The sequence below is a fragment of the Dolichospermum circinale AWQC310F genome, assembly GCF_000426925.1.
Classification (GTDB): Bacteria; Cyanobacteriota; Cyanobacteriia; order Cyanobacteriales; family Nostocaceae; genus Dolichospermum; species Dolichospermum circinale.
In genome coordinates this window covers 21,166-47,345 of record NZ_KE384678.1, presented here as the reverse complement: position 1 = coordinate 47,345, position 26,180 = coordinate 21,166, and the positions used below count along the sequence as shown (strand labels likewise).

The following is a 26,180-nucleotide window of genomic DNA, read 5'->3' as shown; positions in this document are numbered from 1 at the left end:
AATAGGGAATAGGGAATAGGGAACAGGGAACAGGGAACAGGGAACAGGAAGGACAGAATTGATACCTACTGAGTCTTGTATGGCTACGCCACGCAAGCTATCAAAAATCAAATAGGAGTCCTATATATGTTATATATATGTATTTAAAAACTTTACACCTGAAACAATTTCGTAATTACCAAGATCAAAAAGTTGAATTTACCGCTGCTAAAACTATTTTGGTGGGTAATAATGCTCAAGGAAAATCAAATTTATTGGAAGCTGTAGAATTATTAGCAACATTGCGATCGCACCGCATGGCACGAGATCATGATTTAATTAAAGAAGGTGAATCTACAGCCCAAATTAGTGCTAATTTACAAAGGATTCATAGCAATAGTGATTTAACCCTCACTCTCCGTCGTCAAGTCCGTCGCACTGTCGCTATTAATGGGGAAATAGTTCCCAAACAAATGAACTTTTTAGGTGTTCTCAATGCAGTAGAATTTTCTAGTTTAGATTTAGAATTAGTACGAGGTAGTCCCGATAATCGTCGTCACTGGTTAGATACATTATTAATTCAATTAGAACCAGTTTATGCCCATATTTTACATCAATATAACATAACTTTACGCCAACGTAATGCTTTCTTAAAACGCTATATCAATACACAAGAAAAGTCTCTACAATCAGAATTAGCTATCTGGAATGCACAATTAGTTACCGCTGGAACAAGAGTAATTTTGAGACGAGATAGAGCCATTCAAAGATTGTCTCCCTTAGCTTCTGCATGGCATAATAGTATTAGTGGAGCATCGGAACATCTAGAAATTAAATATGCTGCTAATGTTCCTGTAGAAAGAAATTCTCCCCATGAATTACAAGCTGCTTTTTTTGCTAAACTACAACAAAGAGCGATTCCTGAATTACATCGAGGTATAACTTTAGTTGGACCCCACCGCGATGAAATAGAATTAATTATTAATCAAACTCCGGCGCGAAAATATGGTTCTCAAGGTCAACAAAGAACTTTAGTGTTAGCTTTGAAATTAGCCGAATTACAATTAATTGAGGAAGTGATTAATGAACCACCTTTGTTATTATTAGATGATGTTTTAGCTGAATTAGATCCATCTCGTCAAGGTCAATTACTTCATGCTATTCAAGACAGATTTCAAACTTTGATTACTACTACTCATTTAGGTGCTTTTGATGCTCAATGGTTGAAATATTCCCAGGTTTTATCTGTGAGTGCGGGAAAAATATCAGAAAATGGTAATGGGTAATGGGTAATGGGTAATGGGTAATGGGTAATTGACAACTAATTAAATTTTTCTAGTCTTTTAAAAATGTGTAGAATGATTACAGTTAGAACAGCACCAATTAATCCTAATTGCCATAAACCACACCCAGCAGCAATTCCCAAAGCAGCAGATACCCAAATTGCAGCAGCAGAAGTTAATCCGTGAACTTCTGGAGATTTTGATGTTTCGGAAGATTGACGCAAAATCTCCCCAGCACCTAAAAACCCCACTCCAGCAGCGATACCTTGAACTACACGACTAATAGCATCAGCACTAAGTTGTGTTCCACCTGTTTGGATAGTAATTAGAGTAAACACAGATGAACCCAAACTGACTAGCATATGAGTTCTTAAACCAGCCGGCTTGTTTTTAATTTGCCTTTCCAGACCAATTATAGCCCCAATAAACAGGGACAAAAATAGACGCAACCCGGTATTCAACCAATCACTGCTAGTAATATAATCAGGATTTATCAAGTTCTGTAGGTGTTAAATAGTTCAACGGTGGAATATGTGAAGTTAAAAACAAAATATAGTTCATTTTTGATAGCAATTAGTAGTATAGTAACAAAAAGTATTTAATCAATAATATTAATAATTAATTTAAAATTAATTTTGTCTGACTACTTACTCACTCCCTTGTTGGTCCTACGAACGATTTTAAGGTAACACGGAATTACCAAATGAAAACTGACACCTAATGAATTGAGTGGATAAACTCTATTGGCTTGACAAAATCACACTACAAGACCGCGCTCAAGTAGGCCTTTTAGCGTTTTACTTAAGCAAAATTCAACAACGAGGCTACCCTGTTCTCCCTGGTTTTGTAGTAGCAGCGGATGTTTTAAAGCAATTCCTAGAAAATCTCAACAGTTCAGAGTCTTTAATTGCTGATTTACCCCATTCTTCTCTACACTTAGACGTAAATAATTGGCGACAACTTCAGCAGGTAGCTGGCCGCTTGCGTCAGGAAATTATCTCGGCCAGTGTCCCACCTCATTGGCTAAGGAAAATTTTTGCAGCTGCTAAACAATGGCCAGGAAGTAGTTTAATTTTGCGTCCCAGTCTGGCAATATCAAGTAATCAAGAAATGAAAAATGTGGCCGGGTTATTAGATTCGGTGTTTTGTCCTTGTGAAGAAGCGGAAATTAGCGCAGCTTTAAAGTTACTTTGGAGTCAGTTATTCCGTGCTAGAAGTTTAGTATATTGGCGGAGTGTGGGTGTTACTTTACCGCAAATTAATTTAGGGGTATTAGTACAACCAGTTGATTCTTGTATCGCCTCTGGTGTTCTGAATATTAACCCCTTGGCTTATGATATTGAAGCTACTTGGGGAGATTGTTTAGCAATTACTAATGGTGAAGTATTACCAGATGTTTACTACATAGAACCCCAAACCGGCTTGGTTTTAGAAAGACAATTGGGTAATAAAATTTTGGCTTATGGTCTTGATAATGGTACACATTTAGCTGGTGAAGAATTACAAATATCAAATCATAATTGTTTACCCGCTTATCTTTTATCAGAATCTCAACAACAAGAATATGCTTTACCTGAAGAATACTTACAGGAATTAATTGTTTTAGGAAATCGCTTAATTGCTGAACTGGGTACAACTTTAGCTGTAAAATGGCAACTTGTTCCCTCATATTTAGCCTCTAAATTCTATATTACAGAGGTTACTATTCCCCAAGCGATAAAACCGAATATCCAATTTATTCAAGGTATTGGGGCAGCTAGGGGCAGAATTATTGCTAATGCTTATATTCTCAATTCCGCACAAAAATCCCTACAAGTTCCCCAGGGTGTAATTCTGATTACATCAGTTATTACTCCTGATTATTTACCATTATTACGAGGTGTTGCTGGTATTGTTACTGAACAAGGTGGGTTAACTAGTCATGGTGCAATTTTAGCCAGAGAATTAAATATTCCTGCCGTTATTAGTGCCATTGGTGCGACGAATATTTTACAATCAGGTGAAAAATTATTACTAGATGGTGACAAAGGAGAAATATATCGTCTTACAGAAGAAGAGGAAAATTTGCCTATTGCGGAGGTGGAAAAAACAATGGATGATGATAAAATATCAGATCATCAATTTACAAATTTACCAATAATTGCCACTAAGTTAATGGTAAATTTAAGTCAACCTCAATTAATTAAACAAGTACAAAGTTTACCTATAGATGGTGTGGGATTATTACGTTCAGAATTGATGATATTAAATATTCTCAAGGGAAAACATCCTCAAGAATGGTTACTAGAAGGAAGACAAAAGGAATTATTAGAGTTATTATCTGAGCAAATTATGCAGTTTGCTCGCGCTTTTTTACCTAGACCTATTTTTTATCGTTCTTTAGATCTACCAGCCTATAATTTAACATCATTGAGTGCAGATTCCCCCTTATCACAGTCATCAATTCTCGGTGAGAGGGGTGTTTTTAATTATATGCAGTATCCGGCGATTTTTGAATTGGAATTACAAGCTTTAGCCATAGTCCAAGCATCTGGTTATAGAAATATTAATTTGCTATTACCTTTTGTCCGCACTGTGGAAGAATTTGTATTTTGTCGTCATAAAGTTGTCGAATCTGGGTTAATGAAAAACCATCAGTTTCAATTATGGATCATGGCAGAAGTTCCTAGTATACTATTTCTATTACCTGAATATATTAAAGCTGGTGTGATGGGTATTTCCATTGGCACAAATGATTTAACTCAATTATTATTAGGAGTAGATCGAGAACAGGGAAAATTTGCAACAATATTTGATGAAAGTCATCCAGTAGTGATGAAAGCAATATCTCAATTAATTCAAATGGCTAAAGATGGGGGTATTCCCTGTTCTATCTGTGGTCAAGCTCCCGTGCTTTATCCAGAAATAATTGATAAGTTAATAGAATGGGGAATTACTTCTATTTCTGTAGAACCGGAAGCTGTAGAAAGAACCTATAAAGCGATCGCTCGTGCTGAACAAAGATTAATTTTAGCAGCAGCACGCAAGCAACTAGGAAATTTGTAAATTTTCTTTAATTCTATCATCAATAATATAAAAAACAACTATTATAAATAGTATAGCAATCCCCATAGTTCATTGATTTTTATATAAATGTCTCTCTCAAAATTTCAACAACATCTGACTAATTTAATAACGACAGCAGAAACTATGCTGGCTTCATCTCGTACTGGTAAACCAGAAGAAAATACAAAAGATAGTCTGATTGTCCCTTTTCTCGATGCACTAGGTTATACACCAGAATATCGGACACTTGAAGGTGCAATTCGCAGCTTAATTGGTACTACTACATGGGTAGATTATTTATTACGTAATCAAATAGGAAAACATCCAAAATTGATGTTTGAAGCTAAAAGTTTATGGGACAAAAATATCTGGGAAACAAATACACAACAAGTTTTAGATTACTTGAGAAACTATAGTTTAGATATTGGTACACAAGAACCTGTACTATGGATTATTTTATCTAATTTTCGGGAATGGCACATTTTAAGATTACAAGATAGAAAACCTTTTTGGTCATTTACACTTGAGGATCTCAAAAATGATCCTGAACTCGTCAACAAATTATATACTTGTTTGCATCGTGAAAATTTATCTAGTAACCGTTTAGAAGCATTTTATAGTGAAAAAACTAGAGAAGAATTAGGAACGAAATTTTTAGCAGACCTGAAAATTTGGCGCGTTATTATTGCCAATGGTATTAAAAAATCCCAACCTAATTTAAGTTTAGAGAAAATTCGTCAAGCAGCGCAAATCATTTTAAATCGTTTTCTATTAATTAGACTTTTAGAGACATTTAGCCGAGAAATGCCCTTTAATTATCTGGGTAGAGTTTATTATAACTGGCAACAAACCTTTCCCAACTTGCCTTTTATCGAACAATTAAGACAGGCTTTTCGGAGTACATGGTTAGACTATAATACTGAGTTATTTCAACCTTCTTGGATTGATGAATTAACAATTAATGTTGAGTATTTAGAATCAATTATTGTCATTAATGCAGTGCCACAGGCAGGTATACTTGATACAATTACTGGAACATTAGCTAATTATCGTTCAATTTATAACTATGATTTCACCACTCTAACCCAGGATATATTAGGCACTGCTTATGAACAATTTTTAGCCCATCAATTAATTCTTGTTAACGATGTTGTGCAAATTTTAGAAAATCAAAAAACCCGCAAAAAAGAAGGTATTTTCTATACTCCTAACTATATAGTCCGTCGCATTGTTTATCAATCTTTGCAACCATTAGTAAAACCTAAAATTGATCAAGCTATTGGGTTATTAGAAATAGGTGAATTACAGCAAGCTCATGTAGTCGCAAAATCAGTTTTAGAAATTACAGTTCTTGATCCTGCTTGTGGTTCAGGTTCATTTTTATTAGGTGCATTTGATTATTTATTAACAGAAATAAAACGTTATAATCTCGCTTGTCAAAATGCAAAAATACCCGAAAATTTTGATTTATTTAGTCATGTAGCACCTCAACCAATTATTAATCCTGAAGAACAAATTTTAGTCAAAATGCTGCATGGAGTAGATCGAGATCCCCAAGCAGTATTATTAGCAAAATTATCACTATGGACAAGATTATTACGTGCGCGTCCTGGAGAATATGGTAGACGCAATGGTTCTATATATTCTCATTTACCAGCACTGACTTTAAATATTCGTGTTGGAGATAGTTTAATTCATAGTCCCACTAATTTAGAATCTTTTTCTCAACAATTAACAATAGTCGCAAATTTAGCTAATATTGCTAGAGATACTAGTCAAAGTGAAATAGAAAGAAATCAAGCAGTTAGTAATTTAGAAAATACAATTGCTGTGATTAATCAACAAGTTAATTCTGTTTTAACTGCTTTTTTTGCTAGTGATGAAAGTATCAATTCAGTAGTTTATGCAATTAAAAATAGAGAAGCTGAAGTATCAGAAATAGAAGCAATACGAGAATTGATTACAGAAAATATTAATTCTGAACAAACTTTAGAATCAACTTTAGAAAATTGGACATCTGCTGAATTAGCGAGAGTTAAATCTGAACTTATGAGTTTAGAAACTGCTCAAGAAGAGGTAATTATTAAACGTCCATTTAACTGGGAAGTTGAATTTTCCCATATTTTTGATCCGAGATTACCAAAATCGGAACAAGGTTTTTCAGTCATCATTGGTAATCCTCCTTATTTTAATGTTGATTCAACCTTTGGTAGAGGTGCATTAGAATTGAAATGGTTAAAATTTGCCTATCCTGATATTTACACTGATAAAACTGATATTTTGTTTTATTTCTTCCGTCGGGGATTTGAAATTTTAAAAGTAGATGGTTATTTAAGTTTTATTATTTCTCGTGCTTTTATTCAAGGTGATAAATCTAGAAGTTTGCGAGAATTTATTTGTAAAAATACCAAAATAGTCAATATTATTGATTTTTTAGGACATCAAGTTTTTAAAGCGGGAATTGCTACTTGTATTATTGAATTTCAAAGAAAAAAACCTCAACCAGAAGATATATTTACAACTTTCTATGTTTTGGATCTTGATGTTGTCAAAAAAACTTTTATAAGTGATGATTGTTCTTTACATTTAAGTCAAGGTGTAACTCAGGTAAATATTACTCAATATAACTTAAATGATCATCGTTGGCAAATATCTCCATATAATGATATTTTTCATAAAATTGATTCTCAAGGTGTGAAACTCAGAGAATTACCTGAATGTGATTTAGTAGAGCAGGGTATTCAAACAGGAGAAAATAAGATTTTCGCACCTGAGCAAGGTTTTCCATCTAACTTTCCCAAAGAAAAACTATACCAAATAGTTAAAAATTCGGGAATTTTAGCCTATGGCTTTATACCCGATAATTCTCAACTATTGTATATTGAAAGTAGTGAAAAATTTGAAGATTTATCAATAGCAATTCAAAAGTATTTACTTGCAAATAGAAACAAGTTAGAAAGCAGAGCAGCTTATCAGGAAGGAAGTTGTGAATGGTATGCTCTACACAGATCAAGACGTAAAGATCAACACTCTCATTTTCGACCTAAAATTTTATGTCCATATCGTGCCACTAGTAATAGATTTAGTGTTGATTTAGAAGGTAATTTAGCAGGTTTAACAGATACTACAGCTATATTCTTACGAGATATATATTGTTATGATCCAGATGATTTAAAACTTGATAAACTATACGCTTTGGTTGCTTTACTTAATTCTCAAGTCCTGAAATTTCGTTATACTGCATTAGGTGGAATTGGTAAATTGACAGGAAAAGGAATATTTGAATATTTTGAAAATCAAGTTGGTGATTTACCAATTCCTCAGTTTAATGAAGAAAATCATCATGACTATCAAGAATTAGTTAAATTAAGTCGTGAAGCCCATGATATTTGGCAAAGTCGTTATCAAATTATCACAACTTATCAAGGTAAATCTTCAGCATTTCCTAGTAAAGAAGTATCATTAAATGAATATCACAAATTATCTAGTGATTATGCTGTAGATATTGAATGGGAAAGTCCCAATGCTAATCAAGAAGGACATTTACTAGAATTAAAAATCGAACCCACTGCAAGTGGATATATTATTTGGGGAGAAGTAACAGATGATGAAGATTGGAAGGAAGGTGATAGAAAATGGATAGAAATAGCTAATGTGAATATTCGTAACCCCTATTTACGGAGATATATGTTAGCAAGATTGATTTATTTAACTGAATTTGATTCATCTTTCCGTCGTAAACAAAAATTATCGCGGGAAATAGGAAACTTGGTTAATATTACTTTTGATGTTTTAAAAGTTAATAGATATGATCAAGATAGATTTAGTAATCTTCGGGCTTTAGAAATTATTGCACAGAGAGTTAACCAAGAAGTTGGTAGATCAGATTTAGAAACAGTTTTACTTAGACAAATAGAAATCAAAAATCAAATTGACAAAAAAGCTTACCGGATGTATAAAGTAGAGGAATATGTAGATATAATTGAACAAGCTTTGAAAGTTTTTTTGTAATTTTAATCTCTAACCCCAGCGCCAGGAAGGAGGGGACTATTTTCTAATTGCATACTCTTATAGGGTGCGTTGTCCACGAAAGAAAACACACCACTAGAGATTAATATCAAATTAATATCGGCAAATAGCCGCTACTTTGACTCCGCTAGGCATTGCTTCTGGTTCAAGAGTATAAACTTTACCACCATTTAATATGGTGTGAATCACGGCAAAATCTAACATATCTTCATCATCTGGCGCTGGTTCTGAGTGTAACTCAACTGTGGCATTTGGTAAATCAAATTTACCCCATATATGTTGTTTTAGAGGCACAAACAAGGTATCAACTCTTTGATAATATGCAGCCGGAATAATTGTTTTTATGTCATTGGTAATCTTGGTACTTTCTTCCCCTGCTAATTGCAGATAAACAGCCATTATATCTTCATATTCCTGTTGAAATAAAGGAGAAACAATTTCCCAAGCTGCACGATTTAATTCTTCTGTTTTCATCAGTTCTACATTACCAGTAATACCTGTTTCTAAAAAATGTGGATAGGTATTAGCCTTTTGGTAAATTGGTAATAAATAATCTACCCCTGCTAATATTAAAGGGGCTTTTTCATCTCGTAAAGTTTCATGTAATGCAGTATCAACTGCATAACAAAAATTTAAAATCTCTCGCTCATGTTTTTCCCGATCTGAACTACCCTGTCCATGGACAGAACCCGGTTGTTGAGCGGCATAACTTACACTTCTAGGTGTACCAATTCTGTGCTGTACACCTTTTTGAAATTCATCTTCTAGAAGTGTTTCCTCCAGATTTTGCGGCATATTTTCTACTGCTATTTCATCCAATTTGTAGCGCGTTACTGAGTAAAATTTAACATGATTTTGACTCAAGGCCAAAATATAGAATTTTCCATCATTATTAATCAGTTCTAGTAAAGGTTTGATATGAAAATTTTTGCCAACAATTGCCAATTGAGGAAAGGAAATTGGTAAACAATAGTAACGAAATAGATTGGGGGAACTAAAAATTACTAATCCTTGATTTTGATTTTCCCAAAAACCAATATTATCTAATTCCATCGCTGGTTTAAGCAAATTTACCGACTCCGTAGGACGTAAACCGATTTCATCTAAGCGTTTTTCCGCTTCTCGAATTAAATTTTTAAACCGAATGGGATTTTGTCGTGTTTCTCCTCCCAATCTTTCCACAGGTAGATACAGAGAAACGCAGGGATACTGAGGATTTTGGACTAAATTTTTGAGTTCATCAAGAGAAAATATAGTCATAGATTTTATCCACAAAGGATGACTAGAGAATATAAATTCTATTCAACTCTTGATATGGCAATTTTACATCTTTCTTTTGATAAGAAATTACCCGCTTTCTCTGCCTTTTTATAGATACAGCACTTCCCGATGTTATGAGGTACAAGAACCCCACCCCCAACCCCCTCCCCGCAAGCGAGGAGGGGGCTTAAGATGTACCTCATAAGAGCGGAAACCCCTGTAGAATAAGATACGGGTGTACAAATACATACAAATTGTGATTATTTCCAGCAGGAATTATTGCTTTTTCAAAATACTGGGAATTGTTGTTAGGATGCGGGTGGCAATCTCTTCTGGTGTTTCGTCAGCAGTAATGGTAATATGTAAATCAGCTTGGGAATACTTATGTTGACGTTGTTCTAAAAGCAAGCTTAATTTACCATGAGGATCGGCATTTTGTAACAATGGTCTTGTATTATCTTCCGCCAAGCGCTCTAATATTATTTGTATTGGTACATCTAACCAAACTACCAAACCATGATGAAGATAACCCCAGTTTTGCTGCTGCATGACAATACCGCCACCGGTAGCTACAATTAACTTAGTATAGGCACAGACTTGAGCTAAAACATCACTTTCCAATTGACGAAAATCAGCTTCACCATTTTCGGTAAATATTTCGTTAATAGATTTACCCGCTGCTTTAACTATGATTTCATCTGTATCAACAAATCTATAACCGATTTCCTGTGCGAGTAATTTTCCTACTGTTGTTTTCCCAACTCCCATCATCCCAATTAAGTAGAGGTTAACCCCTTTTAATAAATTAGTCACCAGTCTTTTTCTCCTGTTAAATTATTAATTATTATGGCCTTTTTGATTAATTTTGGCAATTATGATATAAATACAAAGTTCTTATCAATTTTTGGCATTTTTAACGTAGAACTTGTGTAAGTATTCAAACAATAAACGTAACTTTTTAAACTAGCAATATTTCCGTATTGCAGGTTTGTAAATCTAATAAATCTAAATTGTATAAAATAAACACCTAAAAATAACTACTTGTTTGAAAAGTAATAACTTATCAAAAGGATTAAAAAACTATGAAAAAATTTCTCAGTAGACTAATGTTCTCATTATCCATATCTTTAGGGGTTTTGACTATTAATCCTATAGTTACTACTGCAAATGAAAATACACCCGAAAGTTCTGCTACTTTAGTTTATGATGCTCAAAAAAATATCACTGGTGTTCAAGGTATCAAGCTTGAAGGAAAGACTTATAATATCAAATTTGTCTATGGTAATTTCCAAGATAAATATCAAGGAATGCAAGACCCCCTGCTCGTAAATATTCCTAACCCAATTTTAGCCATTAATGAGATAAATTCCTTGTTAAATTCTTTGCAACCTATTCCCAAGGTTGTTTCTGAAATCCCAAAAAAACCCAAATATCCTTCTGCATACAAAACGGATATTTATATGATTCCAGTTCAAGTTATCAATAGAAGCTATGGGAAACAGACAAGTACAGAAATCTATGCAGTCTTTGGATATTTTGATAAAGAAACGGGGCGATGGACTACAGCATCTAATGAATATGTTAAACTTGGACCAAGCACGGCTGGAGTTTATACCCAATTTAGGTTGATTTTTGTTGATAATTCTGCTAAATAAAGAATTTACAGCGGTTTCCGATCTGATGAAGTACAAAGTTGAATCATGAAACTCTTGTGGTGCGGGCATCTTGCCCGCTAAATATGTACCTCATAACACCGGGAAGTGCTGTAATTTGGCGATCGCCCATAAATTTTCCTCAGAATTATTCAAACTTTTCCACAGATACCAGAACCTTATCTTTAAAGTGGGAATGAAGTTGGAAATCTCTTTTCAACAGTCTTAAATTAGCGTTTAGGCGGTTTATTTTCGTCCTTATCCTCAAAATCATCATCTTCAAAAAAATCCCAATCGTCATCATCTACTTGATTTTTGCTCGGTTCTTTATAGGGAGGAATAATTACCCGATAATCAGCATCATAAATCGCCTCGGTTTTACCGACAGCAGTATTTTTAGGTTCTTGGGAACTGTAGGAATAAACGGAACTAGTTCGGGAATTACTTGTGGGAGAAGTTTTTGGTAGTGATTCTAAATTTTCACCATCATCCCAATCATCTTGATCTTGATTTGTATTCCAATCATCTTGATCATTAAATTGACTCGCGGGAGTTTGGGGGGGACTGCTGGGGGGTGGAGTATTTTGTTTAACACCCTGGGGAGTAGTCCGTGGCGATTTGGGTATAGATTGTTGTTCTTGTAAATTCAAATTAGTAGCAAATTTTAATAACCTGGTAATTACTAAAGATGTAAAAACACCAGCGATTATACTCAATAAAACCCACAATCCTAATGGTAATGATTGACTTTGCATTCCCAAAAATACTAGGGGCAGCGATCGCCCAAAATTTTGAACTAATATGATTATTAGTCCTAGGATTGTTGTCACCAAAATAATTAAGCGAATTACATCCATAAAAAATTTAAAGTTAAAGTAGGAGTTAAAAATACATGAGGGTAAAATCGCCGATAGCATAGCGTGGCGTTAGCCATACATCAACCACTTCCACCTTAAAAATCTTATGTTTTCTCTTGTAGTGCGGGCATCTTGCCCGCTAAATATGTACCTCATAACACCGGGAAGTGCTGTAAATCATAATAAATCATAATAAATCATAAAGTTGATCAAATTTATCCATCTTTATCTGGGTTAATCTGCGGTAGTTTACTAAAAACAGAATTAAAAATTAAAAATTGAGTTCTTCTATTTTTAATTTTTAATTTTTACTGACTACAAATGACCTTGCCATCGCTGTATAGGAATACAATCAATATCCAACTGATCTAAGGCACGAGCAACCACAAAATCCACCAAATCCTCAATAGTTTGAGGATTGTGATACCAAGCAGGAATAGCGGGAACAATTCTCACGCCTGTTTCTGCTAGGGTGGTTAAGTTACGCAGATGAATTAAGCTAAAAGGAGTTTCTCTGGGGACAATTACCAGTTTACGTCCTTCTTTAATTTGTACGTCTGCGGCTCGTTCTAGTAAGTCGGAACTTAGTCCGACTGCAAGTTTGGCAACTGTACTCATACTACAAGGAATAATGATCATGCCCAAGGTGCGAAAAGAACCACTGGCAATACCCGCACCAACGTCACTCCAAGGATGACAGCGGAGTTTACCTTGTTGGGGAACTTCCGCTTGTTCTCGCCAAAATTGCTCTTGTTTATCTGGTTCTCCTGGCATTCGGATTTTCTGTTCAGCTTGCCAAACTGTGTAAGTTGATTTAGAGGCTACTAATTCAATTTCATATTCTGCTGCTAAGAGGAATTTGAGGGCGCGAACGGCGTAAATTAGACCAGAGGCCCCGGTTACGCCCAGGATTAAAGATTTGGTTTTATTGGTCATTGGTCAGTGGTCAGTGGTCATTGGTCAGTGGTCAGTGGTTATTGGTCAGTGGTTATTGGTCAGTGGTCAGTGGTCAGTGGTCAGTGGTCAGTGGTCAGTGGTCAGTGGTTATTGGTCAGTGGTCAGTGGTCAGTGGTCAGTGGTCAGTGGTTATTGGTCAGTGGTCAGTGGTCAGTGGTCAGTGGTCAGTGGTCAGTAGTCAGTGGTCAGTGGTTAGTGGTCAGTGGTCAGTAGTCAGTGGTCAGTGATCAGTGGTCAGTGGTTATTGATTCACAGCAAAGAACAACTGACAAAGAACAACTGACAAAGAACAACTGACTATTCCTGATCATCAATTTCCGGGTCAAAAGATTCTGTTTGATTTGGTGGATCAATATCTGCTGCATCGTCATCAGTCGTATTTGCGCCCGTACTTTTGGGTAAACCATCAGCACCAACGGTAACTAAATCAATTTGTTGGCGGTAATAATCAACGCTCTTGACTTGCACCATACAGCTATCGCCTAATCGGTAGGAAGCGCGATTTTTCCGCCCAAATAAAGCCTGTTGTCTAGCGCGATATTCATACCAATCGTCTTTCAGGGAACTGACGTGAACCAGTCCTTCTACCCGTAAGGTATTAGCTAAGTTGTCTTCTGTGGGCGGTTCTATTGGTACTTCAATTTCTACAAAAAATCCGTAGGATTGAACACCAGTAATTACCCCTGTAAATATTTCACCGATACGTTGTTTCATTAATGAGGCTTTTTGTAGTCCGGCTAAATCGGCTTCAGCTTCTTGAACTTCTTTTTCCCGGTCGTTAATCTGTACTAGCACTCTGGTTAAGTCACTTTGAAGTTCTTGTTGTAGTTCTGGAGGGAGAACATTCCAATTAATTTCTTCGTGACAATTAGAATGGCGCAGGTTAATCCGTTCTTTAACGCGGGTATTCCGACGATCGCGCCCATATTCTAGTAGATTATGATACACCCGTTGCAGGAGAATATCTGGATAACGACGTAAGGGGGAGGTAACGTGAACATATTGAGACAAAGCCAGTCCAAAATGAGAACTTTTAGTAGTGCTGTAGACAGAGGGTTTGAGTGTGTCCTGTAATAAATAGGTGAGAACTTGTTCCGAAGGAGAATCAGCAAAAGCAGCCGTTAAGTGTTGATAATCTAGGGGTTGGATTTCCAATTCTGGATCTAGTCCTAATTCCACACCCAAATTAACCGCTAGTTTGAGCATTTCCTGTACATCTTCCGGGTCAGGTGTGCCTTGGACTCGCCAAAGACAAGGGACTCCCAGAGCGCTCAAGTGATCGGCCATCAGTTGATTAACTAATATTACCAACTCAGTTATTAGCGATCGCCCCGGTAAGTCATTAACCACAACAGATCCCAAAGCCCCTTCATCATGGTAGGGATTATGAACGGGGGGGGAGATTCAACCGTAAGCTACCACGATTTAGGCGCACCTGTTTAATAGCAGCGGCTAAGGTTTGTAGGTCTTGTAATTGCTCCTGTACTTGGGCAGATACTTTAGTAACTTCACCTGAGAGAATGTCATGTAATTCTACTGGACTCACCTCATAGTTGACGTTGATCACACTTTCGTGGATTTCCCATTCTACCACTGCTCCCGATTGGGGATTAATGGTAATTATGAGAGTCATACTCAGGCGATCGCTACCAGGGACTAAAGAACACCGTTCCGTTACTACTGGTGGCAACATTGGTAGTAACAATTCTCCCAAATACACCGACTTACCGCGCTTGAGTGCTTCCCTGTCTAGGGATTCATCTGGTTGGATATAGTGAGAAACATCCGTAATGTGAAATAGTAATCGCCAATCATCGGGGCTGGTTTTTTCCACACTAAAGGCATTTTCAAACACAGACTCATCACCATTGACAGTTTTGATAGTGAAAGTCAAAACATCACGTAAATCTAGACGATTTTTCAGGTCTGCCTTCAGGAGTCTCTTGGGTAACTTGGATGCTGCGTCAAGGACATAATCAGGGAAAGTGCGGGATAAATCATGTTTACAAGTTACCAAATCTATATCGGCTGCGGCTTCAGCATCACTACCCAAAATTTGCACCACTCTGCCCAAGGGGGGATATTGTGCTAGGGGATAGCGGAGGATTTCCACGTGAGCTAAGTGATCAATTGCTGCTTCCAACTTCATGCTATTGAGTTGTAATTTCAGTTCAAACAGCAATCTGTCATCTAAAGGAACAGCCCGAAAACCGCCATCTACTTGCTTAATTCTTGCCAGTAAAGTGTGATTAGATCGTTCCATAATCAACTTCACCTCACCCTCTGGCGATCGCCGACGACTACCTTCCTTGAGGACTCTCACTAATACACGGTCCCCATTCCAGGCATTACTCAAATGACTTTCGCGGATGTAAATATCCTCCGAGCCTTCGCTGTCTTGAATTGCAAAGCAAAAGCCCTTACTGGAACAACGGAGTTTCGCTTCAATCAAGCCTTCCTCCGTGATGCGGCGGTATTTCCCCCGTTCCTTAACCAAAAGCCCAATTTTTTCCAAGACATCCAAAGTAATTTGTAGTTTTTCTAGACTTGCTTCATCCTCACAACCTAGTTTCTTTTCTAGAACTTTACGAGCCACCAATTTATCATCTGTGAAATTGGCAAGAAGTGTAGCGATTGAAAATTCCATGCAGTGAACCGACCTTTGGTCAAAACATCATTTTTTAGGGAATAGGGAACAGAGAACAGGGAATAGCATGATTGCCTCTTGCCTCCTCTTGGGTAACTTCATGGCAGTCTGCCTTGATGACAGGAATTACCTCTACTTCGCGCGTAGTGTTTTCTAGAGAAAGTAAGCCTGCCGATAGTGCAGCATGGCCTTAACCATAGTTGCGGTTACGGTGGGAGAAATCTCCCCCTTGGGACTTCTCACAGCACAACATTTTCAGATTTTGCTGGCGTGACCCCTAGTTTGATCTAAACAATACCCATCATGCACTCCTGATACTCAATGATTAACCATTCGGTAACTTAGATTATGGGTTAGTGAGAGACGGCTAAGAACAACTCAAGGTTAGCACCCAAAAACTATACACAGATTTAACCACAGGTGTTTAGTTCTTGAGAATGAAGGTAATTTCACGCCATCAGTATCTGATAGCATAGCGTGGCTTTAGCCATATCTTCACCCTAAGAAACTGCCGAAAACCCCCAAATTTTCCTTTATGTAGAATCGGTAACAATCAGGTAAGCAGTAAAACACCAGGAGCGAGGGCAAACCCGATCTTTATTATTGTAGATTTCGGGCGCACTTGGTGAGAAAATGCTTCTAGATATCTAATTGGGTATTTAGTATAGCATTTAAGGGTAGAGGAAAATTTATCTAGTCAGTTGACAGTTATGAGTTTTCAATTGTCTATTGTGCATTTTTCCATAAGTAGCAGGGTGTGTTATTTTTGAAAATTCAGATAAAAATGATTGGAACTATGATGTTGGCGCAATTCCATAACTTGTACCCCAACGGCAGTATAATATCAGAGCTAATAGAGATTTTTCAAGGGAAATATATCGTCCGTGTTAGTATACAACTCGAAGGTATCACCCGTGCGACGGCGATCGCCGGGGCAGAAACAGTAGAAGCAGCCGAAGATCACGCCATAAACCGAGCTTTGACGGTGTTGGGGATCAAAAATGTACCAACAGAATTGACAAAATCTCTCTCATCATCGGTTACTCTACCACAAATAAAATCTAACTTAGATGAATCAAAACCTGTTCCTGCTGTCAGTAACACACAGATACATACACCACCCTCACTAGAAGAGAAAATTGATACTAAAGTGGCAAAACCAGAAATATCTTCGGGATTTTCGAGTCCAGAACCAGAGTATCAACCCTTACCAGAAGTCTCCTCTCGTTCTCCTAGTAATGTCACACCTTTTACTCCTCGCAGTTATACCCCTGAGGAGGATACTGGTATACAGTCAACCCTTGGTAAAAAGAAGAGACAAAAAGAACCAGTAAATTTATCTGATGTCATCGCCCAAACAGATGTAGAAATTGAGCGGTTAGGCTGGACACCAGAACAAGGAAAAGATTATCTGCTCAAAACCTACGGTAAACGAGGGCGTTCTCTACTCAGTGAAGAAGAATTAAGGAGTTTTCTGACTTACCTCAAATCCCAACCAGATCCCATTGCGGGATTTTAGTTGGTTGTCAGTGGTCAGTGGTCAGTTGTCAGTTGTCAGTTGACCAATGACCACTAACTAATAACTAATAACTAAACCAGAGCCACAGGACGACTACCAGCAGCGTGACGGTCAATTACTTGGTCAATTAAGCCATATTCCCTGGCTTCATGGGGAGACATAAAGAAATCACGTTCAGTATCTTCACAAATCCGCTCATAAGGTTGACCAGTATGTTCAGCGAGATACTGATTCAGTCTTTGCTTGTGATACAAAATTTCTCTAGCTTGAATAGCGATGTCCGTGGCTTGTCCTTGAGCGCCACCGAGAGGTTGGTGAATCATAATCCGTGAATGGGGTAAACTCATGCGCTTACCTTTTGTACCAGCACTGAGGAGGAAAGCTCCCATGCTTGCTGCTAATCCAGTACAAATTGTACAGACATCGGGGCGGATATGCTTCATAGTGTCAAAAATACCCATTCCCGCTGTCACCGAACCACCAGGAGAATTAATGTACATATATATGTCCTTCTCCGCGTTCTCGGAATCTAAAAACAGGAGTTGAGCAACAATCAAGTTAGCCAGATTGCTATCCACCTGTTCTCCCAAAAAAATAATCCGCTCACGCAACAGCCGTGAATAGATATCAAAGGCGCGTTCGCCTCTACCCGATTGTTCAATAACGATAGGAATCATTTAGCGTGTTTTTAGCTATTTTCCATTTATTCTATCGGTGACAAGGGGTGATTGTGTTGAAGTTGTGAAGAGGATGCTTTAAAAGTATTTTTAGTGACACTTGTGCAAGTCCTAGAAAAGATAGTTAGCAAATATTAACAAGTTTCTGAGCATGACAAGGTATTTGCGAGAAATATCAGTATTTTTACGGTTTTTGATAATTGGGTATTCTTACGGTTTTTAACCATTAGGTAATTAGAGTACAATAAACAATCAAGGGCATAAACTTAAATATATATAAATTTATATTTTTTTATATTTTCAGGACACTTTTTCAGAAAAACAAACGTCTAAAATGATTAAGTAAATTTCAGAGTAGAGCTAGATGACATTCTTGTTAGATATTCTCGAATGATATTTACCTAATCCGATCAATCGCCAATACAAAGTGTATTAAAAATAACACCGGAAATACCATTGCTATATCCATATAAATAAAGAGAGGTACTATGCTAGAAAAACTTATGCAAGCAGCCTTTATTACATTTTTGTTGCAAATGATAGCAGTATTAAGTAATACTACTCAACTTCCGCAATCCAAAGTCATGTCAGATATTTCTCAAAAGCCAGTACCTATAATTAGTTCGACTTTTCAGGGTTCGGACTAGAACCTACGTAATAAGTAACAGGTAATGGGTAATAGGTAATAATTTTACCTTTTTAAAGGCTACTTTTGAGGTTAATTAATTTTTGTGTAATTTGCATAAACCTCAAATTTAGCCATATTTTAGTTTTAATTCCGCTCTGGAGTGCTAGTGATGATTTTACTTTTGATATTCTGATTATTTCCGCTTGTAATACTGCGGAAATACAAACTACCAATAGTGACGAGGAATAGTAAATATCCCACAAATTGAACAATATAAATTTTGTCTCGATAACCAAATAAAGATTTAAGAATGATACCGGGAAAATATTCATCAGAGAGGATTTTTTCCGTATTCCAGACTATTGGACCTAAGATACAGGAGTGAATTTTGGTAAAGTGTTCGTAATAGAAACAAAGATTTTCTGAAGAACGACTACTCAAAGCTAAATTAGCTATAGCTTCATCAAAATGATGCAACCCAGAAACCACTAAACCAGAAACAATTAATATTAATAAAACGCCCATAATTTGGAAGAATTGGCGGATATTAATTTTCACACCCCATTTAAATAATAAGACACCAATGGCTGCGGCGGCGGCTAAACCTGCAAGGGCGCCTAAAGTTGGTAATAAACCTTGTTGAAAATTAGCTGCAACAAATAAAACGGTTTCAAATCCTTCGCGGACAATGGCGACTAAAATTAAACTAAAAACTCCCCAAGCTGCATTTGTATTTTTACCTAATGCGTCGTTTACTGCTCCCTCAACTTGGGCTTTCATGAATCTGGCTTGTTTTGTCATCCAAATCAGCATCCAACTGAGCATAATTATTGCTAATATGCTAAATACACCTTCTAATGTTGGCTCAACTACAGAGGTATATTCAGGATTAATAGATGCTAGGAATTTAATGATCCCGGTAAATAAAATACCGATTAAACCACTAACAATAATACCCACGACCACACCAGCATACACCCAAAGATTGAGTTGAGATTGTTTGGCTTTTTTCAATAATGCGAGGACAATACCCACAACTAGAGCGGCTTCTACACCTTCTCGGAGGGTAATTACAAAAGTAGGTAAGGCGGTACTAAAATTCATTTTATTAGTTAGTTATCATTTGTCAGTGGTCAGTGGTCAGTCGTCAGTGGTCAGTTGTCAGTTGTCAGTTGTCAGTTGTAGATTTTGCTGCTCCTGACTTCTGACTCCTGACTCCTGCTGTATTAGCTGAAATCCCGTAACATTTTTTTGAGTTCGAGATTGTGCATTTCTTCTTGTCCGATCATACCACGGGTAAATTCTTCTAGATAAATACTAGCATTAGTGACTGTTTCTAGAAGACTTTTGTACATATCCAAAGCTTTCTTTTCATGGGATAAACTTTCTTGTAAGATGTCTTTAACATTATGTTTGAAAGTTTCTTCCATGGGAGCGATTCTTAATGTAGGATGTCCTTCTAAACCTGTGAGAATTTCTCCGACTTGTTGAGCGTGAAGTAAAGATTCTGCGGCTTGGGCTTTGAAAAATGCCACAATAGGAATACGATTAGGCCCTGTCACCATTAAGGAATAATGGGTGTAGCGAACTACCCCTGCTAGTTCAAATTCCATAATGGAATTGAGAATATCAATGGTTTTTTGGTGGTCGAGTTCTTGCATTAGTTGTTAAGTTGAGCAAAATTACATGAGCAGAGTTTTTAGATACTAATTATGAGTGAGAAGTTATATTTTTTTCTGGTTGGGAAAAATAAAAGAAAAATAAAAATATTCTCACTCTTAGCTATCAATTATTTTCTCTCTTATTTATGATTTTAAACTGTTTATTCTGGACTTCTAAATAGTGTGAAAATACTAATTCATGCTTTGACTGTGAGTTTTTGATCGCACTTTTTGAGTATTTTCCTCGATGGTTTTTACTAGTTTAGTAACATCTTCTGGAGTTTTGACTGCTTGCGCTGGGGGAATAGCAGCAGGCCAAACTTTGACTAATTCTCCAAAAGCTGTATCTATGGCTTTGTGTGCTTCGGGATTTTCTTGGATCATTTGGCTAGAAATACTTTTATATAGTTCTTGAGAATAGACTACAAAGCCACGAGAATCTTGATATTCAATGGGGGCGGTAATTTTACCTTTTGCTACTGCTGCACCATATTCTGAGTTAGCGGCATCTAATAAACTGTTGATTACTGGTAGAATAAATTCGGGTTGGCTGCGTTGTTCGGTTGGTAAAATAGTGATCGCATTATCAACAGCTTGCACAGCAGTGGTAAAATTAGTTTTTATTTTAGCATCCTTGGGATTAGATTTCACTAAATCTGTTAAACTGACTAAGTTGCTTTTAAATTCTTTAACTTTACGTTCATCTAATTGTTCTTCAATATCAATATAAATCTCTTCTACTGGATGTCCAATATGGGGTTGAGCTTGTTTCGGTTGATTTTGATCTAACAGTTCTTGGGCTACTAAAAGATGTCCTTTCATTAATCCCAATTTTGTCATATAGTCAATATCTTTGGCTTCACCTGTTAACACCACTTCCTCCACTGTCACCATATCTTTGATTTGGTCAAACTGTGGTTGAGTAATTACTTTTTTGCTGACTAAGTCTTCGGAACTAGCGTAAGGACGGTTAGCCTGAATTTTATTTGATAATGCGGGAATTCCTAATGTGGCTTCTAATTTATCTAACTGCGACAAAATTGCATTATTAATATTAATTTTAGCTTTACCACTATGACCGCTATGGGTGCTAGTTTCTGTCACTTGGGCTACAGTTGGTGTTGATTTAATATCTGATTTTACCGTCTTGTCGGTACAAGAACTCAAGGAAATTAAGGTACAAGCAGCAATAGACAAGAATAAATAACGTAATTTAATCATTTTTGCTCCAAAATAGGGGTTTAAGTCAAAGTTCTGGCTATTTTTCTCATATCCAGTCAAAAACTGATAAGTATTTGCAATAGCTGTCTATGGTAATTTATCATAAATAAAAGTTTTTATCAACTATTTTTTTCAGAGATTGAGTATAATTTGAATATTTTATTTTTATTTTTTCTTAATGCTCCGACTTCAAGTTATTAAAGCTTATAATCTAATTGGATACTCATTCCCAGGTGGCCGCCTGGAAATGAGAAATTAAAAACAAGAAAACCTAATTAGACTCCATTGCAAATGCTTGTGTCAAAGCTGCATGGGGTCTTTACTTTGCAGAATCGGAGTAAGATTTGCTTTCAGCGGGTAAAGACTTAACATGAAAGCCTTTAAACTTTTCCTTCTGGCTAACGCGCATCATAGATGTAGGATAAGTAACAGTCAAGAGAGAAAAAACCCCAACTAAAAGCCAGATATACTTGTGTAAATCTCTCCCTAGTATCTTTTCTTTGCTAGTATTCTCTGTTGTTTGTGTTTGCATAATTCAGTCCCTTGATTTTTTGCTTGATTTAGGTTAATGGTAAATAGGGAAAAAGAGGATGCCAACTCATTGCTGTAGCAGCAACCATTAAGGCAAACAGCCAGAAAAATATCGTTCTCGATTTAATCTTTTTGTTGTTCCAAAGTAGGGAAAGAATAGCCCAACTCACCAACCAACTAATAAGTAAGATTGTTTCTTTCCCAGAATAACTGCCAATATTACCCCACATTTTACTGGGGTTATGGCTGCCTGGTATCCAACTTCCCAATGACCAAAGCATTGTCTCTATGTTTTTATTAGTATCAGAAAAATGATGTGCCACCATCATTGTAAAACATCCAATTGCTGCACTAATTAAAGCTGCCGCTGCCGGTCCAGAAACCGTTGGTGGATGATTTGAACCTGCTGCTAAAAATCGGGGAAATTGTTTACATGACTGCCAAAATCTACCATATATAGGTTGTGGTTCTGGTGCGATTTCAGAAAGTTGAGATTGTTTATTCATCAAATAATCCTCAAGAATTTAATTACAAAGCTAATTACAAAGCGTGAATTTTAGCGACACCAATTCCAGTTACTAAACCACCCATGGCAAAAAACATCATGGCTATTAAAGCCACACAAGTAGCTGTGAGAACGGGACGGTTTTGTTTTTCTAAAATTGAGTCACCATATTGCCATAAAATCCAGCTACAAGCTACCCCTAATGGCAAGGTAAATAAAACGCTAAATTCGTGGTATTCCATAAGTACATATTGGACTAAAGGGGAGTTTTCTTTTAGCCAAGCTCTTGCACCACCAAATTCTATTCCAGCCCGATAACGCATATATGCTAAATTGCCTGTAGCGATACCCAAAAATGCAATTACACTAGACCAAAATGTTAGGGTACGCATCTGCGGTAATATCTTACTTGCACCTCGTAGCAAGGGAAAGGCTAAATGTCCTGTATACACAGCAACAACTGTTGCCAGCAATGCTCCTACGCCGTGAATTGTGCCTATGGAACGCTGCCAAGGACTGGGATGTAAAAGATTAAAAAATGGCAAAAATAGAAACATTCCTGCTGATAAAATACTCAATCCATACACAGCAACTTTGGCGATATCTAGCTGTTTGGGAAAGGTTTCTGAAGTTGAATTAATGCCTGAGTCTAACACTATCAATGCTCCTGTAATGATGTGATCAAAAATCCTCATTCAATTACCAAAATCTCTATTTCACCTATAACTGCTAAATTTACCCTAAATAACTCCTAAGTTAATATTTATTTGGCAATTTTTTTAGCAGAATTAACTTTGTCTGATGTGCTATTAATTTGATAATCGGATGATATTTTTGTGATTATTAAATCATACATAATTTTAGCGAAAAAGAATTTTTTAATTTTTTTAATTTTTTATATTTTCCTTTATTTATGATAAATATTACTTATGTATGAAGCTAATAAATTTGTCAGAATATGAAAATTTATAGAACTATATTTGATCTGGGAACGGGTTTTTAGATAAAGACTTGATTGCATAAATATTTTAGTCTCAATATATTTTGAAAATACAAAATTCTTAATTTTTTCAATAATCAAAGTTTTAGGAGTCTTTTTCTGAAATTACTGCAAATTGTCCCATACAACCGCTTTCAGCGATCGCATCTTGGTGAGGATGAAACATATACTTACCTGGATACTTAAAAGCAAATTCTAAAATATGTCTTTCTGCTACACCCATGGTTAAAACATCCGTTTTTACACTGGGATTCATTGTCATTCCCGAAGGATAAACATCGAAAAAATTAGCGTGAAGATGAAACGTTACAGCGGGGTCAAATTCAATAATATTCAAAACATAGGCACGAATTAACTGATTTTGATAAATTTGAATAGGATGGTGCATATAATGATGTGGCACACCATTAAAAGCATAATACTCATTGCGGTTATCATCATTTACATCATAGCCAGACATGATTAAAACTATTTCGTCAGCAGGGGGACGGGGTTTAGGAGGATCAATAATAAACATTCCATATAATCCCTTAGCAACGTGACGAGTAACCGGAGCGACATGACAGTGATATAAATGAACGCCATAGGGTTCGGCATCAAATTCATATATAGTTGCTTTACCATTACCTATGGGTTTCATGCCATCCATTTCAGCGGGATGAACTCCATGAAAGTGCAAAGAATGGGAATGTCCAGCATTATTGAGAAAAAGTATTCTTATTTTTTCTCCTTCTTTAGCCCGGAGTGTGGGGCCAGGAATGCGCCCGTTTAAATCCCAAATGTTATAGGAGACAGCACTATTAAGCTGAATGGTGGAAGTACCAGCAATTAAGCGAAATTCGCGGACTGTGCGCCCATTTTCCTGTTTAATTGTCCCATAATCAAAATCTCGTAACACCTGCATGGGGTTAGTAGCACCATTAGAAGCTGTTATTTTCATGGGTGGTATTTTGACACTGGCATAATTTTTGCTGTTTAACATTTGCCAAATTGTCCCTGTCGTGATCATGAATGCACCGGAAAATCCCAGTTGTAGCAGTTGACGACGATGCCAAATTTTATCTTTACTCTCAGTAAAGTTGTCAGACATAAGACTAATAGGGGAATGGGGGTACGGTAAATTGCAAATTATTTGCAATTAGCTTTATGTATAGTAAAGGAATCAGGAATTATTGTCAATAACTTGGAAAAATAATTTTCAGGACTATTTATGATATATTGATTTATTTACCGCTAACTAGAGAACAAATGGCACTTGCACCGAGATTGGGCATTACAGCGGATACAATGGCGACTGTGGGAAACTTTGGGCAAATTTAGCGGTTGAGGTCAAGGATAGCACTACAGGGGCAGCTATTAAAGATGTAAGATTGCGAGTAAAAGCGATCGCATTAGAAGATAATTTAACAGTGTTTGCTTATCAAGGAGTTCCTAATTCAGAAGGAAGGTTAATATGGCAAGAACAATTTTTTGATGGTTCACCTCACAAGGTAGAGGTAGAAGCAATTTCTTTACCTGAATCTCTACGTCAATTTCCAGCGGTGAAGGTAGCGCAATCTGTGGAAGTTGAGGGAATTGTACCACCAATTTATATTTGATTGATTGCGTTATTTTACTTGATGGCAATTGTGGGTATGGGAATGGCAATTGGGTTGTTAATTCAGTATGGAAAAGAATTACCAGTTAGGGAAAATTAATAGTATCTGATCATTTTTGTGAGTTTATTCATTAAAAGACTGAGAAAGTTATGAGGCTAAATCTGAATTTTAAAGAAATGCCATTTTTACCATATAATCAGCGGAAAAATTTGCCAGCAAAACCTGGTATTTATTATGTTGGTAATAGTGATTCTCCAGTAATGTATATTGGACTTTCCCATAATTTGAGAAATCGTCATATTAATCATCATCGTCAAGCAGAATTTGAAGTAATTGAAAACGCTATTATCCGTTATCAAGTTGTCACAGAAGATTTATTAAATAGAATTTCTAATCTTGCAGAAAATCTGAGGAGACTAGAAAAGCAAGCTATTAATTATTATCAACCAGAACTCAACAGAAAATCTGTACCTATTCAGTCTAAATTATCACTTGGAGGGGTTTATATTCAAACTCATCAACTTACAACAGCCGGATATTGTTCACATTTTGATGTGCAAGATGGGGAAGAATTAGCAATTAATACTAGCTATAGTAAACTATCTTTTATCACTAGAGCTATTGAAAATAATCGTCCTATTTTTCTCATAGCATCTGGAAATTATCAAGATTATGAGAGTTTAGACTATGATAACCTACACGAATTATATACCTATAAACATGAAAAAATTTATCTTTTAATTAGTCGGTTTATTCCTTATGGATATGAAATTGATGACAGTTATCAACGTGATTATATTGTATATGGCGATAATTCTAAAATATTTATTGAACCCTATATTATTCTTAACAATCAACCAGGATTTAAAGAATTTAAGAAAAGTTATTTAACGGTAGGATTTACTAATTGTGAAAAATCTGCATTTGCTCAACATTTATTAAATTTAGGTGGCTTTAAATTACTTTAAACTATCATCAAGGACTTGTAGCAACATTCCAGAAATCAGAGGAATTAACATTATATTTCTATCATTTTTCAGCTTTCTAACTGCATTTCTAATCACTGGATTTAATGGATCATTACGCTGTACAAGACGCAATAAAATATTCGTATCTACTAAATATTGCATT

22 protein-coding genes and 3 pseudogenes are annotated in these 26,180 nt (G+C 36.2%); 10 read left to right on the top strand and 15 right to left on the bottom strand.

Annotated elements, in window-relative coordinates; all coding sequences use genetic code 11:
• Positions 1-137: 137 nt before the first annotated feature.
• Complete coding sequence (gene recF, locus ACIR310F_RS0110060; protein ID WP_028083728.1) at positions 138-1,265, top strand: DNA replication/repair protein RecF; 1,128 nt, start codon at positions 138-140, stop codon at positions 1,263-1,265.
• 35 nt (positions 1,266-1,300) lie between these two features.
• Here the strand turns inward: recF and ACIR310F_RS0110055 are convergent, their stop codons facing one another.
• On the bottom strand, positions 1,301-1,759 hold the full coding sequence (locus ACIR310F_RS0110055; protein WP_028083727.1) for an MgtC/SapB family protein: 459 nt from the start codon (positions 1,757-1,759) through the stop codon (positions 1,301-1,303).
• Positions 1,760-1,991: 232 nt separating this feature from the next.
• Between ACIR310F_RS0110055 and ACIR310F_RS0110050 the strand changes: the two genes are divergently transcribed.
• Entirely contained in the window at positions 1,992-4,307 is a 2,316-nt protein-coding gene (locus ACIR310F_RS0110050) for a putative PEP-binding protein (protein WP_028083726.1), read from the top strand.
• An 87-nt stretch (positions 4,308-4,394) separates the two neighbouring features.
• Entirely contained in the window at positions 4,395-8,318 is a 3,924-nt protein-coding gene (locus ACIR310F_RS0110045) for an Eco57I restriction-modification methylase domain-containing protein (RefSeq protein WP_028083725.1), read from the top strand.
• A gap of 111 nt (positions 8,319-8,429) precedes the next feature.
• Here the strand turns inward: ACIR310F_RS0110045 and ACIR310F_RS0110040 are convergent, their stop codons facing one another.
• A complete protein-coding gene (locus ACIR310F_RS0110040; protein ID WP_028083724.1) occupies positions 8,430-9,596 on the bottom strand; it encodes a baeRF7 domain-containing protein in 1,167 nt (388 codons plus the stop codon).
• Between the two features lie 276 nt (positions 9,597-9,872).
• Positions 9,873-10,409 carry a shikimate kinase gene (locus tag ACIR310F_RS0110035; protein WP_028083723.1) on the bottom strand — a complete coding sequence of 179 codons (537 nt, stop codon included), beginning with the start codon at positions 10,407-10,409 and terminating at the stop codon, positions 9,873-9,875.
• A gap of 269 nt (positions 10,410-10,678) precedes the next feature.
• On the opposite strand from ACIR310F_RS0110035, the gene ACIR310F_RS0110030 reads away from it, so the two are divergent.
• Complete coding sequence (locus ACIR310F_RS0110030) at positions 10,679-11,251, top strand: hypothetical protein (RefSeq protein WP_035367848.1); 573 nt, start codon at positions 10,679-10,681, stop codon at positions 11,249-11,251.
• Between the two features lie 227 nt (positions 11,252-11,478).
• Here ACIR310F_RS0110030 and ACIR310F_RS0110025 read toward each other — a convergent pair whose 3' ends face one another.
• Complete coding sequence (locus ACIR310F_RS0110025; protein ID WP_028083721.1) at positions 11,479-12,105, bottom strand: LapA family protein; 627 nt, start codon at positions 12,103-12,105, stop codon at positions 11,479-11,481.
• Between the two features lie 315 nt (positions 12,106-12,420).
• Complete coding sequence (locus ACIR310F_RS0110020) at positions 12,421-13,041, bottom strand: flavin prenyltransferase UbiX (protein WP_028083720.1); 621 nt, start codon at positions 13,039-13,041, stop codon at positions 12,421-12,423.
• A 6-nt stretch (positions 13,042-13,047) separates the two neighbouring features.
• Between ACIR310F_RS0110020 and ACIR310F_RS27470 the strand changes: the two are divergent.
• Positions 13,048-13,146 (top strand): annotated as a pseudogene (locus tag ACIR310F_RS27470) (hypothetical protein); the annotation flags it as partial.
• Positions 13,109-13,240, top strand: a pseudogene (locus ACIR310F_RS0110015) (hypothetical protein); the annotation flags it as partial. The pseudogenes ACIR310F_RS27470 and ACIR310F_RS0110015, both read left to right, overlap by 38 nt.
• A 119-nt stretch (positions 13,241-13,359) precedes the next feature.
• Here the strand turns inward: ACIR310F_RS0110015 and ACIR310F_RS22040 are convergent.
• A pseudogene (locus ACIR310F_RS22040) lies at positions 13,360-15,709 on the bottom strand (ribonuclease R family protein).
• A gap of 799 nt (positions 15,710-16,508) precedes the next feature.
• On the opposite strand from ACIR310F_RS22040, the gene ACIR310F_RS0110005 reads away from it, so the two are divergent.
• A complete protein-coding gene (locus ACIR310F_RS0110005; protein ID WP_028083718.1) occupies positions 16,509-17,228 on the top strand; it encodes a hypothetical protein in 720 nt (239 codons plus the stop codon).
• Between the two features lie 71 nt (positions 17,229-17,299).
• Here ACIR310F_RS0110005 and clpP read toward each other — a convergent pair whose 3' ends face one another.
• Positions 17,300-17,905, bottom strand: a complete 606-nt coding sequence (gene clpP, locus ACIR310F_RS0110000) for an ATP-dependent Clp endopeptidase proteolytic subunit ClpP (protein ID WP_028083717.1) — start codon at positions 17,903-17,905, stop codon at positions 17,300-17,302.
• Positions 17,906-18,393: 488 nt separating this feature from the next.
• Here clpP and ACIR310F_RS26160 point away from each other — a divergent pair, with 488 nt between their 5' ends.
• Positions 18,394-18,552: a hypothetical protein gene (locus ACIR310F_RS26160; RefSeq protein ID WP_196803197.1), complete on the top strand. Its 159-nt coding sequence runs from the start codon at positions 18,394-18,396 to the stop codon at positions 18,550-18,552.
• Between the two features lie 125 nt (positions 18,553-18,677).
• Here the strand turns inward: ACIR310F_RS26160 and ACIR310F_RS0109990 are convergent, their stop codons facing one another.
• The 7 genes from ACIR310F_RS0109990 to ACIR310F_RS0109960 form a co-directional block, all read right to left on the bottom strand.
• Positions 18,678-19,637, bottom strand: a complete 960-nt coding sequence (locus ACIR310F_RS0109990; RefSeq protein ID WP_028083716.1) for an FTR1 family iron permease — start codon at positions 19,635-19,637, stop codon at positions 18,678-18,680.
• Positions 19,638-19,759: 122 nt separating this feature from the next.
• Entirely contained in the window at positions 19,760-20,194 is a 435-nt protein-coding gene (locus tag ACIR310F_RS0109985; RefSeq protein ID WP_028083715.1) for a ferritin-like domain-containing protein, read from the bottom strand.
• Positions 20,195-20,386: 192 nt separating this feature from the next.
• Complete coding sequence (locus ACIR310F_RS0109980) at positions 20,387-21,415, bottom strand: ComEA family DNA-binding protein (protein WP_028083714.1); 1,029 nt, start codon at positions 21,413-21,415, stop codon at positions 20,387-20,389.
• 319 nt (positions 21,416-21,734) lie between these two features.
• Complete coding sequence (locus ACIR310F_RS22035) at positions 21,735-21,947, bottom strand: hypothetical protein (RefSeq protein ID WP_035367847.1); 213 nt, start codon at positions 21,945-21,947, stop codon at positions 21,735-21,737.
• A gap of 28 nt (positions 21,948-21,975) precedes the next feature.
• Positions 21,976-22,452, bottom strand: a complete 477-nt coding sequence (locus tag ACIR310F_RS0109970; RefSeq protein ID WP_028083713.1) for a hypothetical protein — start codon at positions 22,450-22,452, stop codon at positions 21,976-21,978.
• A gap of 34 nt (positions 22,453-22,486) precedes the next feature.
• Entirely contained in the window at positions 22,487-23,107 is a 621-nt protein-coding gene (locus ACIR310F_RS0109965; RefSeq protein ID WP_155963742.1) for a hypothetical protein, read from the bottom strand.
• 429 nt (positions 23,108-23,536) lie between these two features.
• Positions 23,537-24,541 (bottom strand): multicopper oxidase domain-containing protein, encoded by a 1,005-nt coding sequence (locus ACIR310F_RS0109960; protein WP_028083711.1) that lies wholly within the window; start codon positions 24,539-24,541, stop codon positions 23,537-23,539.
• Between the two features lie 280 nt (positions 24,542-24,821).
• On the opposite strand from ACIR310F_RS0109960, the gene ACIR310F_RS26155 reads away from it, so the two are divergent.
• Both ACIR310F_RS26155 and ACIR310F_RS0109945 read left to right on the top strand, forming a co-directional pair.
• Complete coding sequence (locus ACIR310F_RS26155) at positions 24,822-25,049, top strand: hypothetical protein (protein ID WP_028083710.1); 228 nt, start codon at positions 24,822-24,824, stop codon at positions 25,047-25,049.
• Positions 25,050-25,198: 149 nt separating this feature from the next.
• A complete protein-coding gene (locus ACIR310F_RS0109945; RefSeq protein WP_155963740.1) occupies positions 25,199-26,017 on the top strand; it encodes an excinuclease ABC subunit UvrC in 819 nt (272 codons plus the stop codon).
• Here the strand turns inward: ACIR310F_RS0109945 and ACIR310F_RS26150 are convergent.
• Positions 26,009-26,179: a hypothetical protein gene (locus ACIR310F_RS26150; protein WP_193847728.1), complete on the bottom strand. Its 171-nt coding sequence runs from the start codon at positions 26,177-26,179 to the stop codon at positions 26,009-26,011. The genes ACIR310F_RS0109945 and ACIR310F_RS26150 overlap by 9 nt on opposite strands.
• Position 26,180: the final 1 nt, after the last annotated feature.

Bases quoted from the DNA above. Each gene is read 5' to 3' on its own strand.
- ACIR310F_RS0109945 (WP_155963740.1), top strand. From the start codon at position 25,199: ATGAGGCTAAATCTGAATTTTAAAGAAATGCCATTTTTACCATATAAT.
- recF (WP_028083728.1), top strand. From the start codon at position 138: ATGTATTTAAAAACTTTACACCTGAAACAATTTCGTAATTACCAAGAT.
- ACIR310F_RS0110040 (WP_028083724.1), bottom strand. From the start codon at position 9,596: ATGACTATATTTTCTCTTGATGAACTCAAAAATTTAGTCCAAAATCCT.
- ACIR310F_RS0110030 (WP_035367848.1), top strand. From the start codon at position 10,679: ATGAAAAAATTTCTCAGTAGACTAATGTTCTCATTATCCATATCTTTA.
- ACIR310F_RS0110045 (WP_028083725.1), top strand. From the start codon at position 4,395: ATGTCTCTCTCAAAATTTCAACAACATCTGACTAATTTAATAACGACA.
- ACIR310F_RS26160 (WP_196803197.1), top strand. From the start codon at position 18,394: ATGCTAGAAAAACTTATGCAAGCAGCCTTTATTACATTTTTGTTGCAA.
- clpP (WP_028083717.1), bottom strand. From the start codon at position 17,905: ATGATTCCTATCGTTATTGAACAATCGGGTAGAGGCGAACGCGCCTTT.
- ACIR310F_RS0110020 (WP_028083720.1), bottom strand. From the start codon at position 13,041: ATGACCAATAAAACCAAATCTTTAATCCTGGGCGTAACCGGGGCCTCT.
- ACIR310F_RS0110025 (WP_028083721.1), bottom strand. From the start codon at position 12,105: ATGGATGTAATTCGCTTAATTATTTTGGTGACAACAATCCTAGGACTA.
- ACIR310F_RS0109985 (WP_028083715.1), bottom strand. From the start codon at position 20,194: ATGCAAGAACTCGACCACCAAAAAACCATTGATATTCTCAATTCCATT.
- ACIR310F_RS0109980 (WP_028083714.1), bottom strand. From the start codon at position 21,415: ATGATTAAATTACGTTATTTATTCTTGTCTATTGCTGCTTGTACCTTA.
- ACIR310F_RS0109970 (WP_028083713.1), bottom strand. From the start codon at position 22,452: ATGAATAAACAATCTCAACTTTCTGAAATCGCACCAGAACCACAACCT.
- ACIR310F_RS0109990 (WP_028083716.1), bottom strand. From the start codon at position 19,637: ATGAATTTTAGTACCGCCTTACCTACTTTTGTAATTACCCTCCGAGAA.
- ACIR310F_RS0109960 (WP_028083711.1), bottom strand. From the start codon at position 24,541: ATGTCTGACAACTTTACTGAGAGTAAAGATAAAATTTGGCATCGTCGT.
- ACIR310F_RS26150 (WP_193847728.1), bottom strand. From the start codon at position 26,179: ATGCAATATTTAGTAGATACGAATATTTTATTGCGTCTTGTACAGCGT.
- ACIR310F_RS0110005 (WP_028083718.1), top strand. From the start codon at position 16,509: ATGTTGGCGCAATTCCATAACTTGTACCCCAACGGCAGTATAATATCA.
- ACIR310F_RS22035 (WP_035367847.1), bottom strand. From the start codon at position 21,947: ATGCAAACACAAACAACAGAGAATACTAGCAAAGAAAAGATACTAGGG.